Here is a 15,078-nt window from a genome sequence, read left to right on the forward strand (position 1 = left end):
CTCAGACCTCGCGGAAGGAGATCTCCTGGGCCCCCTCCCACAGGAACTTCTCGCCGAGCTCGTGGAGGTGCTCATTGCCCTCGACGATCGTGGCGAAGTGATTCCCGGCGAGCTGGCCCGCCTTGGAGGCGAAGTTGACGTAGCCGTAGCCGATGAGCAGCTCGGTCTCCGAGACGCCGCCGGGGTAGATGACGATCTCGCCGGGGTGCGGGTAGCAGGTGCCGTTCTCGGGCTCCAGCTCCAGGTCGAGGTCGCCGAAGGGGATCCAGCCGGCCTGCCCCGACCAGCGCACGTGGATGATCCGCGAGTCCAGCGGGAGCAGCTTCTCGCGGAAGGCCGCGATCGTGCGGGGGGCGGCCTCCTCCTCGTAGCGGGCCTTGAAGGTGAATCCTCCGGCCTTGATCTCAAGCATCATTGCAGGTCTCTCTTTCTCAACGGTTGGTGTTCAGGTGGTGACGATTCGGGCTCACAGGCCCAGGATCGCGGTGATCAAAGCCATGCGGATGGACACGGACTGCAGGATCGCCCGGAAGTACAGCTGGTGCGGGCTGTCGTCGATGCGCAGGTCCATCTCGCCGGCGCGGCGGGGCAGGGTGTGGGTGACGTAGATCTGGTGGCCCTTGTCCGCCTCCTCGGTAAGGGTGTCGTAGCGCACCAGGTAGCGGTCCATGAGCGTCTTGAACTCATCGGCCTTGGCGCCGGCGGGAGCCGAGCACCCGGGCAGGTAGATGAGGTCCTGGCTGCGCACGAAGTCGTTGAAGGCGTCCTGCTCGAAGTCGAACTGCTCGGACAGGTCGCAGTTGAAGTCGCTGCGGATGCGCTTGGTGACCTCCTCGGGTGTGCGCCGGTCGGAGTCGGAGCAGATGGTGACCTTGGCGCCCAGGCGGGCCAGGCCGTAGGCCATGGAGTGGCCGGTGCGGGCCTCGACCATGTCGGGGGAGACGACCGCGACGTTGAGGCCCTCGATCCTCCCGAAGCGCCGCCACATGGTGTAGAGGTCGAGCAGGGCCTGGGTGGGGTGCTCCCAGTGGCCCCAGCCGCCGTTGATGATGGGGCAGGTCGCGGCCTCGGCGCCGCGGCGGGCCTCCTCCTCGTCGTAGTGGCGCAGGACGATGAGGTTGGCGTACTGGGACACGCAGCGCATGGTGTCCTCCATGGACTCCTCCTTGGCCACCGAGGAGGTGACCTTGGGGTTGGCCTCGACGATCGTGTTGCCGCCCAGGCGCTCCATCGCGGTCTGGAAGCTCATGCGGGTGCGGGTCGAGGGCTGGAAGAACAGCAGCGCGAGCATGTTGCCGCCCAGCAGGTCGATCTTGGAGCGGTTGTACAGCTCCAGGTTCTTGGCCAGCTCGAAGAGGCTGTAGAGCTGGTCATCGGTCATGTCATTGATCGAGATGAAGCTCTTGCCGACGTGGTCGACGGCCTCGACCAGGCCCTTCATCGAGCGCATGTACTGGGACATGAGTATCTCCTCACTGTGATAGCGGATAAGTGCGTGTCAGGGGGTGTCCATGGGGATCGGGGTGCGGATCAGCCGCGCTCGATGATCCGTCCCCGCTTGGAGTCGCGGTCCACGGTGGCGCCTCGCAGGATCGTGCGCCGGACGACGCCGGAGAGGGTGCGCCCGTGGTACGGCGAGATCTTGTTCTTGTGCTCCAGCGCCTCGACGTCGACCTCGAAGGCGGCCTGGGGGTCGAGGATGGCCAGATCGGCGTCATTGCCCACGGCGATGGACCCCTTGCGCGGGATGCCGAAGGTGGCCGAGGGCCCGGAGGCGAACCAGCGGGCGATGTCCTCCAGGGTGATGCCGAACTCCTGGCCTGCGGTCCACACGGCCGGCAGGCCCAGCTGCACGGAGGCGACGCCTCCCCAGGCCCTCCCGAAGTCCCCGGTGTCGCGGCACTTGAGGTCCACGGTGCATGGGGAGTGGTCGGAGGCGATGTGGTCGATGGTCCCGTCCTTCAGGCCCGCCCACAGCTCCCGGCGGTTGGCCTCCTCGCGCACCGGTGGGGCGCACTTGTACTCGGTGGCGCCGTCGGGCACGCTCTCGGCGGCGAAGGTGAGGTAGTGGGGGCAGGTCTCCACCGTGATCCTCACGCCCTCCTCCTTGGCCTTGCGGATCATCGGCAGGGCCTGGGCGGAGGACAGGTGGAGGATATGCACCCTGGCACCGGTGCGGCGGGCGGCCCCGATGACCCTGTCGATGGCCTTGTCCTCCGCCTCGCGGGGCCGTGAGGCCAGGTAGCCGGCGTAGGGCCGGCCGAGATCCTGGGGCGCGGCGGCCAGGACCGCGGGGTCCTCGGCGTGGACGATGAGGACGGCGCCCAGGCGGGCGATCTCCTCCAGGGCCTCCTCGATCTCGTCGTACCCCAGGCATCCGTACTCATCGATCCCCGAGTGGGCCGTGAAGCACTTGAAGCCGAAGACGCCCCGCCCCCACAGTGGCTCGATCTGGTCGAGGTTGCCGGGCACCGCCCCGCCCCACAGGCCCACGTCCACGGAGAGCCGGCCCTCGGCGGCCCGCAGCTTCTCCTCCAGGGCCTGGATCGTGGTGGTGGGCGGCGAGGAGTTGAGCGGCATGTCGATGATGGTGGTGATGCCGCCGGCCAGCGCGGCGCGGGTGGCGCTCTCGTAGCCCTCCCAGGGGGTGCGGCCGGGCTCGTTGACGTGGACGTGGGAGTCCACCAGCCCGGGCATGAGCACCTGGTCGTCGGGGACGCTGATCTCCTCGGCGGCGTCGACGGCGGCGTCGTGGTCCTCGATGGCGGTGATGGTCTGGCCATCGATGACCACGCAGGCGGGCCGGGTGCCCTCGGGCAGGACGGCGCGCCGGGCCCTGATCACCAGGTCGTGGATGGGCTTGTTCGGGTCAGTCATGATCGGGTCTCCTGAAGTCGTCTTGGTCGGTGGTGGTCATCGGGCCACGGAGTCGCGGTCGGCGTCGAGATCCAGGGCCTCGGCCTGCCGGACCGCGCGGATGACGTAGGGGTCGTCGCGGGAGATGGCCAGGTGGAGCCCGAAGCCCAGGGCCGCCCCGATGAACCAGGAGAACGGGCTGAGGAAGCGGCAGATCTCGGTGGGGACCACGGCCACGATGATCGAGGGGATCGAGGCCAGGACGAAGGCCCACACGGCGCGCATGTTCCAGCCGTTGCCGAAGGCGTGCAGGCCATTGGCCCGGAACAGCTCGGAGACCTGGACCTTCTCGCGGCGCAGGTAGTAGTAGTCGGCGATGATGATGCCGAACAGGGGGCCCAGCACGGCGCCCAGGGCGGCGAGGAACACATTGATGATCACCGGGTTGTTGAACAGGTTCCACGGGGTGATGACCAGGGCGATGCAGGCGGAGATGAAGCCGCCGCGCACGAAGTTGATCTTGGAGGGCCAGGCGTTGGCCAGGTCATAGGCGGGGGACACGAAGTTCGCCACCACGTTGATGCCCAGCGTGGCCACGGTGAAGGTGACGGCGCCCAGGATGATGGCCACGGGGTGGTCGATACGGGCCACCAGGTCGATGGGGTCGAAGATGTACTCGCCGTAGATCTGCAGGGATCCGGCCGTCACCAGGACCGAGACCACGGAGAAGGCGATGAAGTTGACGGGCAGGCCCCACAGGTTGGCCATCCACACGGCCTTGCGCGTGGGTGAGAAGCGGGAGAAGTCGCAGAAGTTGAGCAGGAGGGTGGAGAAGTAGGCCACGGTCAGCGATACCGCGGCCAGGACGGCGTGCAGGGTGCCCCACTCGGCCGGCTCGGTGGCCAGGTTGAGGGAGATGTGCCAGTCGGCGAGCATGAGGATGTAGACGGTCAGGATGAACATGACCACCCACACCGCCGGCCCGGCCCAGTCCTGGAACTTGCGGATGGTCTCCATGCCGTTGCGCAGGAGCAGCAGCTGGAGGGCCCACATGAACAGGAAGGCGGCCCAGCCCAGGAGGCTCTCACCCAGGAAGCGGGCCTGGCCGAACTCGAGGATATGCGGCCAGATGCCGGCGACCAGGACGATGACGGCCTTGGAGGCCAGCCATGTCTGGATCCCGTACCAGCAGATGGCCACGAAGCCCCGCAGCAGGGCCGGGAGGTTGGATCCGACTGTCCCGAAGGTGATGCGCGCCAGGACGGGGTAGCACAGCCCCGTCTTCTGGCCCGCGAATCCCACGAGGTTCATGAGGAAGAAGACGACGATGATTCCGATCGTCAGGGAGGTGAACACATAGGCCGCGCCCAGGCCCAGGGCGAAGAGCCCGGCGGCGAATGTGTACCCGCCAATGGAGTGGATGTCCGACATCCACATGGCGAACAGGGAGAAGAATCCCCAGTCGCGGCTCTTGGCGGGGGCCAGATCGTCATTGATCAGGTGGGGGTCGATATCCGCCGGCTCCACCGGCACGCCTTCGCGGGTTGAAGGCGCTGCGCTACTTTCCACGGCAGTGTCCTTTCAGTGTTCTCTTGGCCCGGCGGGCACCCTTGTCCGCCCGGGGAGGGGGTATCAGTTGGTGATGCAGGTCCCGGCCCTGCCGGCGACGGCGTCCTGGAGGGACTCGAGGGAGGTGATGATGGCGCGCTCGCCACCGGCCTCCAGGAAGTTGAGGGCGGCCTCGATCTTGGGGGCCATGGAGCCCTTCCCGAAGTGCCCCTCCTCCAGGTAGGAGCGGGCCTCCTGCGCGGTGATCGTGCTCAGCGCCCTCTGCTCGGGGGTGCCGAAGTCGAGGTAGACCTGCTCCACGGCGGTGCAGATGACCAGGTCGGGCACGCCGAGCCTGGAGGCCAGGAGGGCGGAGGCCAGGTCCTTGTCGATAACGGCCTCGACCCCGTTGAGCCGGCCGTCCTCGCGGCTGACGGGGATGCCGCCACCGCCCGCGGCCACCACGATGCAGCCGGAGTCGACCAGGGAGCGGATGACCTCGCACTCGACGATCTCCACGGGCGCCGGGGAGGGCACGACCCGGCGCCAGCCGCGGCCGGAGTCCTCGCGCACGGACCAGCCGTCCTTCTCCTCGTGCTCGCGGGCCTCCTCCTGGCTCATGAAGGAGCCCACCGGCTTGGAGGGGGCGGCGAAGGCCGGGTCATCGGGATCGACGACGCTCTGGGTGACCACCGCGACGACCTCGCGCTCGATGCCCTGCTGGGCCAGGCATCCGCACAGGCTGCGGCTGAAGAGGTAGCCGGTGGCGCCCTGGGTGTCCGCGCCCAGGACGTCCAGGGGCAGCGGGGGCAGCTCATCGAGGGCCAGCTCGGCCCGGCGCAGCAGGAAGCCGACCTGCGGGCCGTTGCCATGGGTGACCACGGGGGTGCGGCCCGCGGCGATGAGTGCGGTGATGTGCTCGGCGGACTCGCGGACGGCCTCGGCCTGGCTCGCGACCGACACCTCCCCGGGGTCCTTGATGAGGGCGTTGCCGCCGACGGCGATGACGAGTGCCCTGCTGCTCATGGGGTGCTTCCTCTCCTGCTCGGTTCAGTTCTCGGCCGGCATCCGCGATGACAGCGGCCAGCCATCGATCCGCTTGGGTCGCGGGGGTGCGTAGGTGCGGGACTTCGAGGTCCTCAGGCCCAGGGCGACGAGGGACTCGGCGAGCTTGACGGCGCAGGCCACGCCCTCCACGACGGGCACCCCCAGGTCCCGGCTCAGCTCGGCGTTGAGCCCGGCCATGCCGCCGCAGCCCAGGACGATGACCTCGGCGCGGTCCTGGGCCACGGCCTCCTCGGCCTGGCGGGCGACGGCCCGCGCGGCGCGCTCGGCGTCCTCCAGCTCCAGGACGCCCAGGCCTGTGGAGCGCACGGAGGCGCAGTGCTCCCGCAGGCCGAATGACAGCAGCCGGTCCTCGATGAGGGGCACGGCCCGGTCCAGGGTGGTCACCACTGAGAAGCGGTAGCCCAGGAGCATGGCCATATGCGCTGCGGCCTCGGTGATATCGACGACGGGGACCTCGAGGAGCTCCATGAGCCCCTCCTTGCCGTGCTCGCCGAACCCGGCCAGGATCACGGCGTCGGCCTCGCCCTCATAGGCGGTGACGGCGTCCATGACGGCGACGGCGGCGAGATGGGACTCGAAGTTCCCCTCAACCGAGTCCGCCCCGATAGCCGGGGTGAGCTCGATGATCTCGGTGCCCTCGCCGGCCACGGCGCGAGCGGCCTCGCCGATGCTGCGGGTCATGGATCGGGTGGTGTTGACGTTGACTGCGAGGATCTTCATTGCTCCGCGCTCTCCGGTTTGCTGTGCCTGCGTCTGTGCGGGGGGGGTGGGACGGGAGGGCGCCACCATGCGCACTCCACTCATATCTCTGAGGTCAGTCCTCTGAGGTGTTGATGTCAATTAGATCACTGCTCGGCCGTCTTGGCAAGCCCCGTGGAACCGAGAGAAGTGGTGCTCGACAGTGAGTGCAACCACCTCATACATCATCTAAGACAAGCAAAGAGCAGGAGGAGGGCGCCCGTGGGCGCCCTCCTCCTGGTGGTGACCGTCAGCAGGTGGCGATAACGGACACCAAACGTGTTGTGAATCACATGCCAGCGCGGCGCAGCTCCCGGAAGGCGGTGCCCACGCACACGACGACGGAGACCATCGCGGTGGCGACCACGACGGGCATGGCGTTGGCGATGGCGGCGAAGATGGTGAACATGCCCAGGATCGCGAGGATGGCGAGCACGGTGGTCACCACGGTGATGTCGGCGTGACCGGTGGTGGAGGCCTGCCGCTCCTCACGGGCCTTCTCCACCGCGGGGGTGCGAACCGCCTCGACGACGGGAGTGCTGATGGGTGCGACCAGAGTCGACATGAATGCTCCTGCTTCTTCTTCTCATCTCATGCGGCAGGAGCACCGCTCTGCGGCCGCGCCCCTGCACGGCCTTGTGCGCCTCTCGTGGAGGCCTGCGGGGAGCCTATATCACCTCAGAGCACTGAGCAGCGTCAGATTCATCACGAGCCCTTCGGGCTGCGGGACCCGCGAACGGCAGCAGCCAGGCGGCAGTGGTTCAGCACCGCGCACGGCGCCGCCCGCCACGGGCCCCAGCGGCCGGGCGCCGGGTCAGTCCCGGCCGAGCAGGACCCCGACCACCGCCGTCAGTGCCGCCTCATCCCCGACATTGCCCGGGAAGACGACGTAGGGGACGCCGCGCGCCGGGCCGTCGCAGGCCGCCCACAACGAGACGATGCCCGGCAGCATGGGGCCCACGCAGTGGGCGCGCCTGATGCCCAGACCGCGGGAGGCGACGTCGGAGGAGGTGATCCCGCCCTTGGCCAGGACGAAGCGGGGGCGGATGCGCTCCAGGATGCCCGCGACCGCCTCCACCACCGCCGCGGAGACCCTGCGGGACAGCTCCAGGGACTCCTCGGCGTCGGCGCCCGTGACCAGGGTCCTGGAGGTGCGCACGATGACGGTGCCCTCCTCCAGGCGCTCCACGGCCCGGGAGATGAGGGACTCCAGGTGGGCGGTCCTGGTCGCCTCCTCGAGGACCTTGGGGACCTCCACCTCCAGCACCGGGGCCCCCACCGCGCCGATGAGGTGCTCGAGCTGCCTGGTGGTCAGCGCCACGTGGGAGCCGACGACGACCAGGCCGCCGGCGGCGGTGCGCAGGGCCGGCTCGGCGCCCCGATCCGCCGCGGCCGGGGGCCGGCGCACCGCCTCGACCTCCTCACTGGTCAGAGGCGGGTGGAGCTCCTGACCCAGGCGGGCCCGCATGAAGGGTGGGCCGACCCGGTAGACGAAGGTGCGCCCCCGGGCCTCCGCGGCGATCAGCGCCCGCGACAGGGCCAGCAGGTCCTGCTCGCAGGCGATGTCGGGGGCGATGACCTGCCGGTCGTGCGCCGAGGCCAGGGCCTGGGCCAGGGCCTCGGGGCGGGTGCGGACCTCGGTGAGATCCGGGGTGAGCACCTGGGAGGCGCTCACCGCCCCGGCCGTCTTCTCCTCGACCCATTGGGCCAGGCCCGAGGCGCTGTAGCCGAAGGTGGCATCGCGGGCGAACTCGGTGAGCCCGCTGGGCAGGAGGTCCTCGCCCACGCGCGTGTAGTGGACGCCGCCCACCGTGACCCGGCCCGCCTCGGGGAAGGCCGGCACCAGGACGATGCCGTCGACCGGCCGCCCCTCCTCCTCCAGGAGGTCGGCGATGAGCTGGGGCTCGAGCGGGAAGTGCCCCCGCAGGGTGGAGTCGGAGCGGCTGACGAAGGCCAGGCGCCTGCCGGCCCGCCGGCCCGCGGCGCCGGCGGCGCCCACGACCTCGCGGGTCACGCGCCCGGCCTCCTGCGGTGACAGGGAGCGCGAGTTGGTCATGACGTAGACCGCCGGGGCGCCCGTGCCCAGGGCCCAGGCGAGATCGTCCTGGGTCCAGGAGGTCAGGACCGGGAGCCCCGAGACGGACTGGGTGCCCGTGGGGTCGTCGTCGAGCACGACGAAGAACGGGTCGATGCCCGCGGCTGCGGCCGCATCCCTGACATCGGAGGGCGTCAGACCGGGCGCGGGCGGGTAGGGCGCCACGATGTCACTGAGGGTGGCCACGCTGCTCTCCTTCATCATTGAAGTTAGACCTCTGAGGTCTAAGATCTTAGCATGATCGAGCGCCCCCGGGCGCCCGGGGCGGTCCTGTCAGCGACCCTCAGCGACCCTCAGTGGCTCTCAGAGGTTCTCGGAGAGCTCCCCGCCGCGGCGCTCCCTGGCGGTGAGGATGTCCCGCCGTGTCTGCGCCATGTGCTCGTGCATGAGGCCGGCGGCCCGCTCGGCATCCTGCGCCTCGACCGCCTCCAGGATCTGGCGGTGATGGGAGATCACCGTGGCCCGCACCTCCTCGGACTCCGAGGCCCTGAACCTGGTCCCCAGAAGCGCGTCGCGGAAGGGGTGCATCGTCGAGGCGACGAACTGGTTCCCGGTGGCCGCCAGAATGGCGTCATGGAAGGCGTGGTCCAGGCCGATGAGCGCCTGGATGTCATCGGCCTTGGCGGCGATCCGGTACTCCTCCACGCAGCGGCGCATCTCGATGAGGTCCTCCTCGGAGCGCTGGGCGGCGGCCAGTCGGACAGCACCGACCTCCAGCATCTCCTCCACTCCGAGCAGGTCGAGCTCCACCTCCTGCACGCGCCCCTCGTGGGCGGCCACGTACAGCAGGTAGCGCAGCTCGCGCCACCGGAATCGGGGGAGCAGGAAGGTCCCCCGCCCGTGCACGACGTTGAGGACCCCGCCCATGGACAGGTTCCTCACCGCCTCCCTCATGGTGGGTCGCGAGACCCGCAGGAAGCGGGCCAGCTCGGCCTCGGCGGGCAGTGGCTCCTCCTCCACGAAGGTCCTGTCGACGACGGCGTCCAGGACGCCCTCAACGGCGCGCTCCACCAGGTCGTTGGCCATCAGGGTCTCCTTGATCATAAATCCGTTGCCGGTGCCGATAGCACCGCATTCATCATGAACAGCCCTTCACCGCGCGCGACGGCTTCAGGATCGGCGCCCCACAGGAGTCAGCACTCACGCGATCCTGTGGGAGGCGGGCCCTCAGCAGGCTGACGAGAGGGACGGGCGGTGTCCCAAACATGTCAATGCTACTGCCGTCACATGGGTCTACCGCTCGAAACGCCTGGTCACAGAATGAGCACCGCCTGCACGGCGCGCCGCCAGGAGCCTTGTGCCGCCCACCGCCGGGACCAGCCCCCGCCGAGGACGCATGCGGCGCCAGTACCACAGGGCCACCGCCCAGACCATGACCACCAGCGCCCCCTGCACCCCTCGGGACCAGCCCATAGGCGGCAGCACCAGGACGGCCGCAGCGGCGGCGAGGCACTCGGAGGTGTTGAACAGCACGTCGTAGATGGCGAAGGCACGGCCCCGGTAGGCGTCAGCGGTATCGGCCTGGACGATGGTGTCCACCGCGATCTTGGCTCCCTGCACCCCCAGGCCGAAGATGAGGAGCCCGGCCATCACCCACTGCCGGTCATGGGTGGCCACCAGGATCATCTGCCCCACGGTGCCCCCCAGGAGGCAGAGGATCACCCAGGCCTGCGGCGCCACCCACTCGTGCGCCACCGGCGTGAGCACCACCGCCAGCGCGTGACCCGCGATCATCGCGCCCATGAGGGCGCCGAAGACCGCCAGTCCCGCATCGGCGTCCTGCGGAATGGCCAGGAGGTTGCGGGCCATGAGGATGAGGGTGATGAGCTGCATGCCGTAGACGAAGCGGTGAAGGGACATGGTGGTCAGGGCCAGGGCCGGGGTGCCGCGCCGGCGCAGGTGCGCCAGCGCCCGGGCCAGGTCAGTCGCGGTGGCGGCGAGCACCGCGCCCACTGCGGGCCCGGGTCCGGGCAGGCGGGAGGGTCCCAGCTGGTCAGGGCCCAGGCGCGTGACGATGGCGGCCGCCCCGCAGTACAGGAGCGCCGCGGCCAGGAGACTGGCGGCGTCCTGCGCGCTGCCGGCGGGCAGGAGGAGTCGCAGGAGCAGGCCGATGGCGGCTCCCACGGCGGTGGCCGCGCCACCCAGGGTGGGCACGATGGAGTTGGCCACCAGGAGGCGCTCACGGTCGATGACCTGGGGCAGGCCCGCGGACAGGACCGACAGCAGGAAGCGGCTCATGCCCAGGGCGACCAGGACCAGGGGGTAGAGGGCCGGCCCGGCCCCGGCGGCGCGCAGGACCACCACGATGAGCAGCACGAGGCCGCCGCGCAGCAGGTTGGCGCGCAGGAGGGTCTGGCGCCGCCGCCACCGGTCGATGAGGGGACCGGTGAAGGGGCCCACCAGGCTGAAGGGGAGCAGCATGACCACCAGCGCCATGGCGACCCCGCCCACGCCGGTCATGTGCTGGGGCTGGAAGAAGAACAGCGAGGCCAGGCCCGCCTGCAGCATGCCGTCACCGCTCTGGGAGGCCAGCCGCACGGCCAGCAGGGTGCGGAAGGCCGGGACGGCTGCCAGGCCGCGCAGGTCCTCGATCAGGCGCATGCCCCCATGGTCGCCGGCCCCGCCCACGCCGGTCCAGCCCGCTGCGCCGGGAGGGGCGGCGGGCTCAGATCCCCCGGGCGGAGAGCACCCCGTCGATGGCCCGCAGCTCATCGAGCACCTCGGGCAGGATCTCGCCCTCGACGTCGACCAGGGTCACCGCCAGCTCGCCACGGGACTTGTTGAGCAGGTTGGCGATGTTCTGGCCGTGCTGGGCCACGATGGTGGAGACCTGGCCCACCATGTTGGGCACGTTGCGGTTGACGATGACCAATCGGCGGGTGCCCTCCTGCCGGGCCATGACCGCCTCGGGGAAGTTCACGGAGTTGTGCACCTGCCCGTCCTCCAGGAACCCGCGCAGGGAGTCCACCGCCATGATCGCGCAGTTGCGCTCGGCCTCCTTGGTGGAGGCGCCCAGGTGGGGCAGGGAGATGCACTTGGGGTGCTTGTGGACGGCGGTGGAGGGGAAGTCGCAGACGTATCCGCGCAGGGAGCCCTCGTCCAGGGCGGCCACGACGGCGTCGGTGTCCACGATCTCGGCCCGGGCGAAGTTGAGCAGCACGGCGGTGTCCTTCATCAGGGCGATCCGCTGGGTGCTCACCAGCCCGCGGGTGGCGGGGATGAGGGGCACGTGGACGGTGAGGATGTCGGCGCGGGAGAAGACCTCCTCGATGGAGGAGGCCCGCTCCACCTCGGCACTCATGTGCCAGGCGTGCTCCACGGAGATCCCCGGGTCGAAGCCGACGACGTTGAGCCCCAGGCCCAGGGCGGCGTTGGCCACCTGCACCCCGATGGCGCCCAGGCCGATGACGCCCAGGGTGCGCCCCGGCAGCTCGAAGCCGACGAACTGCTTCTTGCCGGCCTCGACCGCTTTGGCGATCTCGGCGTCGTCGCCCGGAAGCTCGTGGGCGAAGCGGGCGGCGGGGATGAGGTTGCGCGAGGCGATGAACAGGCCCGCCAGCACCAGCTCCTTGACGGCGTTGGCGTTGGCTCCCGGGGTGTTGAACACGGGGATGCCGCGGTGGGTGAGCTCCTCGACCGGGATGTTGTTGGTCCCGGCGCCGGCGCGGGCGACGGCCAGCACCGAGTCGCCGATCGGGGTGCCGTGGAGCTTGGCCGAGCGCACCAGGAGGGCATCGGGCCCCTCAACCGATCCCCCCACCTCGTAGAGCTCGTCGGGCAGGCGGGACAGGCCCTTGCCGGAGATGGCGTTGAGGGTGCGGATGCGGAACTTCTGCGGGGTCTCGCTCATGATCAGGCCCTGGTCCTCTCGAAGTCGGTCATGTAGTCGATGAGGGCTCGCACGCCCTCGATGGGCATGGCGTTGTAGATGGAGGCCCGCATGCCGCCCACGGAGCGGTGCCCCTTGAGATTGGTCAGGCCGGCGTCCTGGGCCCCGGCGAGGAACTCGGCGTCCAGGGCTGGGTCGGCCAGGGTGAAGGGGATGTTCATCCAGGACCGCGAGCGCTCCTCGACGGGGTTGGTGTAGAGGTCGGAGTCGTCGATGGCGCTGTACAGGAGGCCGGCCTTGGCGAGATTGCGCTCGCCCATGGCGGCCAGGCCGCCGCCGTCCTCGATCCAGTGGGCGATGAGGCCCAGCAGGTAGATGGCGAAGGTGGGCGGGGTGTTGAGCATGGAGTCCGCGGCGGCCATCCGGGTGTAGTCCAGCACACCGGGGGTGGTGGGGCGGGCGCGGCCCAGGAGGTCCTCGCGCACGATGACGACGGCCAGGCCGGAGGGCCCCATGTTCTTCTGGGCGCCGGCGTAGATGAGGCCGAAGCGGCTCACGTCCAGGGGCCGGGACAGGATCGTGGAGGAGAAGTCGGCGACGAGGGGGGCCTCGACGTCGGGGATCCCGGGGAACTCCACCCCGCCGATGGTCTCGTTGGGGGTGTAGTGCAGGTAGCGCGCGGAGGCGGGGACCTCGTAGGAGCCGGGGGCGGGGGTGGTGGTGTAGGAGGAGGCGGACTCGTCTGCGGCCACGACGACGTCGAGCCCCTGGTTGCGCGCCTCCTTGATGGCCTTGGCGGACCACTGGCCGGTGTTGAGGTAGGCGGCCGTGTCCCCCTCGGCGGTGAGGTTCATGGGGATGGCGGCGAACTGGGCGGAGGCCCCTCCCTGGAGGAAGAGCACCCGGTAGCCCTCGGGGATGCCCATGATGCGGCGCAGGGCCGCCTCGGCGTCGGCGGCGCAGGCCACGAAGTCCTTCCCGCGGTGGGAGACCTCCAGGACGGACATGCCCGAGCCCGCCCAGTCGGTGAGCTCGGCGGAGGCACGCTCCAGGACGGGCAGGGGCAGCTGGGCGGGACCGGCGGAGAAGTTGTAGACGCGCACCCCGCCATCTTCGCCGCCCCGGCGCGGTGCGGCAATTCGGTCCCACCTGGTGAGGCGCCCAGGGCTGCGGTGCCGCACCGCGACCGCACTGGGGCCGAGCCGTGGAGGCCGGGGCCGTGATGAGAATGTGACCCGGGCAGCCCCGAATCGCTAGGCTGCCATGTGTCAGTAGACCCGACCGAAGCGGGCCCCATGAAATCACGGAACGACGGCACCCCCGCCGCGGGATCCCAGGATTCCGGGGACTCCACCAGTTCCAGCGCCTCCAGCCCCCGTCAGGGCGACCCGCAGGCCCCGGGCGCCCGTGCGCATCAGGGCCGGCGCGGCCCGTGGACCGGGCCGCGTATCGTCGTGGCCATCATGACCATCACCGCCGTCATCTGCTTCGCCGCGGGCCTGCGCGCCTGCCTGCCCCGGGAGTCGTGGATCGAGGTGGGCGCGGGGCCCTCACCCGCCTCCAACCCGCTCAAGGGGATGATGCCCTTCGCCCCGGCCGATCCCGCTGAGGCGCCGCAGCTGGCGGAGTCCGCACCGCCCCACACGATGGAGTGGGTCTACATCCCGCTCAACGAGGTGGTCACCGGCCCCGGCGCCTATGACTGGCGGGCCGTGGAGGACCGGCTGGAGGCCATCTCCTCACGGGGCCACCAGACGGTGCTGCGCTTCTACGTCGACTACCCCGGGCGCCCCAGCGCCCTGCCCGACTACCTCGCCGACAACGGCACGGTGCGCACGCGCTCCTACACGGTCAACGGCAATGACGGCGCCTCGGTCTCACCGGACTACAACGACCCGGACATGATGGAGATGCTCACCTCCTTCATCAGCGCCTTCGGCCAGGAGTACGACGGCGACCCCCGCCTGGGCTTCATCACCCAGGGCCTGGTGGGCTTCTGGGGCGAGGGGCACACCTGGCCGATGAACGGGACGCGCTCGCCCGCCAACCCCTCGGGCGAGGACTGGATGGCCACCGAGGCGAATCAGGAGGCCCTCGTGGCGGCCTGGGACGAGGCCTTCGACACCACCCCCACCCTGACGCGCTACCCGACCCCGGCCTCGGCCGAGCACGCGGTGGGCTACCACGACGACTCCTTCGGCTACGCGACCCTGGACAATGCGGACTGGCACTTCATGTCGCTGATGAAGCGGGCCGGTGCCACCGCGGTGTGGCAGACCCAGCCCATCGGCGGGGAGGTCTACCCCGAGATCCAGGACTGCGTTCTGCTCACCCCCTCCGACTGCCCGCAGGCCGCGCGGGACATGAGCAGTGGGCGCAACTACGACGTCCCCGGATCGATCCGGGCCACGCACGCCAGCTGGCTGATCAACAACTGGGCCTTCACCGCCCCGCTGGACTCCGCCCAGCGCGACAGGGTGCTGGAGGCCAGCAGTGCCACAGGCTACGAGCTGGCCGTCACGCGCTGGCGGATGGATGGGGAGCGGGTCGAGGTCGAGCTGACCAATCACGGGGTGGCGCCCTTCTACTACGACTGGGACCTGGAGGTCATCGCCCTCGATGACGCCGGCCAGGAGGTGGGTCGCAGCACCCTGGACGGCGATCTGCGCGCGGTGCTGCCCGGCACGGAGGTGGCCTTCTCCGGGGAGGTGTCGGGCCCGGGCGCCACCACCGTGCTGCTGCGGGCGGTCAATCCCATGGAGGGCGGGGCCCCGCTGCGCTTCGCCAGCGCCGGGCAGGACACCACCTGGGAGGGCTATCTGACCCTGGGGACTGCCGGGCCCCAGGAGGATTAGGCCCCCTCCTCGGGGAGGCCGTCAGCGCCGTCGGTGCGGGCGGGGCCGGCGGAGGCGCGCCTCCCCGAGACGGCCGGCGCCCCACCCGC

General features: G+C 70.3%; 13 protein-coding genes. 1 reads left to right on the forward strand and 12 read right to left on the reverse strand.

Features of this window, described 5'->3' with window-relative positions; translation table 11 throughout:
- Position 1: 1 nt before the first annotated feature.
- From J5X07_RS03335 to serC, 12 genes are all read right to left on the reverse strand, one after another.
- A complete protein-coding gene (locus J5X07_RS03335) occupies positions 2-415 on the reverse strand; it encodes a DUF3830 family protein (RefSeq protein WP_208478679.1) in 414 nt (137 codons plus the stop codon).
- A gap of 51 nt (positions 416-466) precedes the next feature.
- Positions 467-1,462 carry an aspartate/ornithine carbamoyltransferase family protein gene (locus tag J5X07_RS03340; RefSeq protein ID WP_208478680.1) on the reverse strand — a complete coding sequence of 332 codons (996 nt, stop codon included), beginning with the start codon at positions 1,460-1,462 and terminating at the stop codon, positions 467-469.
- Between the two features lie 68 nt (positions 1,463-1,530).
- On the reverse strand, positions 1,531-2,877 hold the full coding sequence (allB, locus tag J5X07_RS03345) for an allantoinase AllB (RefSeq protein ID WP_208478681.1): 1,347 nt from the start codon (positions 2,875-2,877) through the stop codon (positions 1,531-1,533).
- A 36-nt stretch (positions 2,878-2,913) separates the two neighbouring features.
- Positions 2,914-4,425 carry an NCS1 family nucleobase:cation symporter-1 gene (locus tag J5X07_RS03350; RefSeq protein ID WP_341769390.1) on the reverse strand — a complete coding sequence of 504 codons (1,512 nt, stop codon included), beginning with the start codon at positions 4,423-4,425 and terminating at the stop codon, positions 2,914-2,916.
- 63 nt (positions 4,426-4,488) lie between these two features.
- Positions 4,489-5,430, reverse strand: coding sequence for a carbamate kinase (gene arcC, locus J5X07_RS03355; protein WP_208478682.1), 942 nt, complete (start codon positions 5,428-5,430; stop codon positions 4,489-4,491).
- A gap of 24 nt (positions 5,431-5,454) precedes the next feature.
- Positions 5,455-6,192 carry an aspartate/glutamate racemase family protein gene (locus J5X07_RS03360; protein WP_124933171.1) on the reverse strand — a complete coding sequence of 246 codons (738 nt, stop codon included), beginning with the start codon at positions 6,190-6,192 and terminating at the stop codon, positions 5,455-5,457.
- Between the two features lie 307 nt (positions 6,193-6,499).
- A complete protein-coding gene (locus J5X07_RS03365) occupies positions 6,500-6,775 on the reverse strand; it encodes a hypothetical protein (RefSeq protein ID WP_124933170.1) in 276 nt (91 codons plus the stop codon).
- Positions 6,776-7,024: 249 nt separating this feature from the next.
- Complete coding sequence (locus J5X07_RS03370; RefSeq protein WP_341769391.1) at positions 7,025-8,491, reverse strand: four-carbon acid sugar kinase family protein; 1,467 nt, start codon at positions 8,489-8,491, stop codon at positions 7,025-7,027.
- 117 nt (positions 8,492-8,608) lie between these two features.
- On the reverse strand, positions 8,609-9,331 hold the full coding sequence (locus tag J5X07_RS03375) for a FadR/GntR family transcriptional regulator (RefSeq protein ID WP_124933168.1): 723 nt from the start codon (positions 9,329-9,331) through the stop codon (positions 8,609-8,611).
- A 207-nt stretch (positions 9,332-9,538) separates the two neighbouring features.
- The gene (locus J5X07_RS03380) at positions 9,539-10,906 is read right to left on the reverse strand and encodes an MFS transporter (RefSeq protein WP_124933167.1); all 1,368 of its coding nucleotides are present in this window, start codon (positions 10,904-10,906) and stop codon (positions 9,539-9,541) included.
- 64 nt (positions 10,907-10,970) lie between these two features.
- Complete coding sequence (locus J5X07_RS03385; RefSeq protein WP_124933166.1) at positions 10,971-12,155, reverse strand: phosphoglycerate dehydrogenase; 1,185 nt, start codon at positions 12,153-12,155, stop codon at positions 10,971-10,973.
- A 2-nt stretch (positions 12,156-12,157) separates the two neighbouring features.
- Positions 12,158-13,237 (reverse strand): 3-phosphoserine/phosphohydroxythreonine transaminase, encoded by a 1,080-nt coding sequence (gene serC, locus J5X07_RS03390; protein WP_124933165.1) that lies wholly within the window; start codon positions 13,235-13,237, stop codon positions 12,158-12,160.
- Between the two features lie 192 nt (positions 13,238-13,429).
- Between serC and J5X07_RS03395 the strand changes: the two genes are divergently transcribed.
- Complete coding sequence (locus J5X07_RS03395) at positions 13,430-14,989, forward strand: DUF4832 domain-containing protein (RefSeq protein WP_243896401.1); 1,560 nt, start codon at positions 13,430-13,432, stop codon at positions 14,987-14,989.
- The last annotated feature ends 89 nt before the right edge of the window (positions 14,990-15,078 follow it).

Source organism: Actinomyces bowdenii (assembly GCF_017592395.1).
Taxonomy (GTDB): domain Bacteria; phylum Actinomycetota; class Actinomycetes; order Actinomycetales; family Actinomycetaceae; genus Actinomyces; species Actinomyces bowdenii.

Coding starts and splice junctions, on each gene's coding strand:
- J5X07_RS03335 (WP_208478679.1), bottom strand. CDS start 415: ATGATGCTTGAGATCAAGGCCGGAGGATTCACCTTCAAGGCCCGCTAC.
- J5X07_RS03340 (WP_208478680.1), bottom strand. CDS start 1,462: ATGTCCCAGTACATGCGCTCGATGAAGGGCCTGGTCGAGGCCGTCGAC.
- allB (WP_208478681.1), bottom strand. CDS start 2,877: ATGACTGACCCGAACAAGCCCATCCACGACCTGGTGATCAGGGCCCGG.
- arcC (WP_208478682.1), bottom strand. CDS start 5,430: ATGAGCAGCAGGGCACTCGTCATCGCCGTCGGCGGCAACGCCCTCATC.
- J5X07_RS03360 (WP_124933171.1), bottom strand. CDS start 6,192: ATGAAGATCCTCGCAGTCAACGTCAACACCACCCGATCCATGACCCGC.
- J5X07_RS03365 (WP_124933170.1), bottom strand. CDS start 6,775: ATGTCGACTCTGGTCGCACCCATCAGCACTCCCGTCGTCGAGGCGGTT.
- J5X07_RS03375 (WP_124933168.1), bottom strand. CDS start 9,331: ATGGCCAACGACCTGGTGGAGCGCGCCGTTGAGGGCGTCCTGGACGCC.
- J5X07_RS03380 (WP_124933167.1), bottom strand. CDS start 10,906: ATGCGCCTGATCGAGGACCTGCGCGGCCTGGCAGCCGTCCCGGCCTTC.
- J5X07_RS03385 (WP_124933166.1), bottom strand. CDS start 12,155: ATGAGCGAGACCCCGCAGAAGTTCCGCATCCGCACCCTCAACGCCATC.
- J5X07_RS03395 (WP_243896401.1), top strand. CDS start 13,430: ATGAAATCACGGAACGACGGCACCCCCGCCGCGGGATCCCAGGATTCC.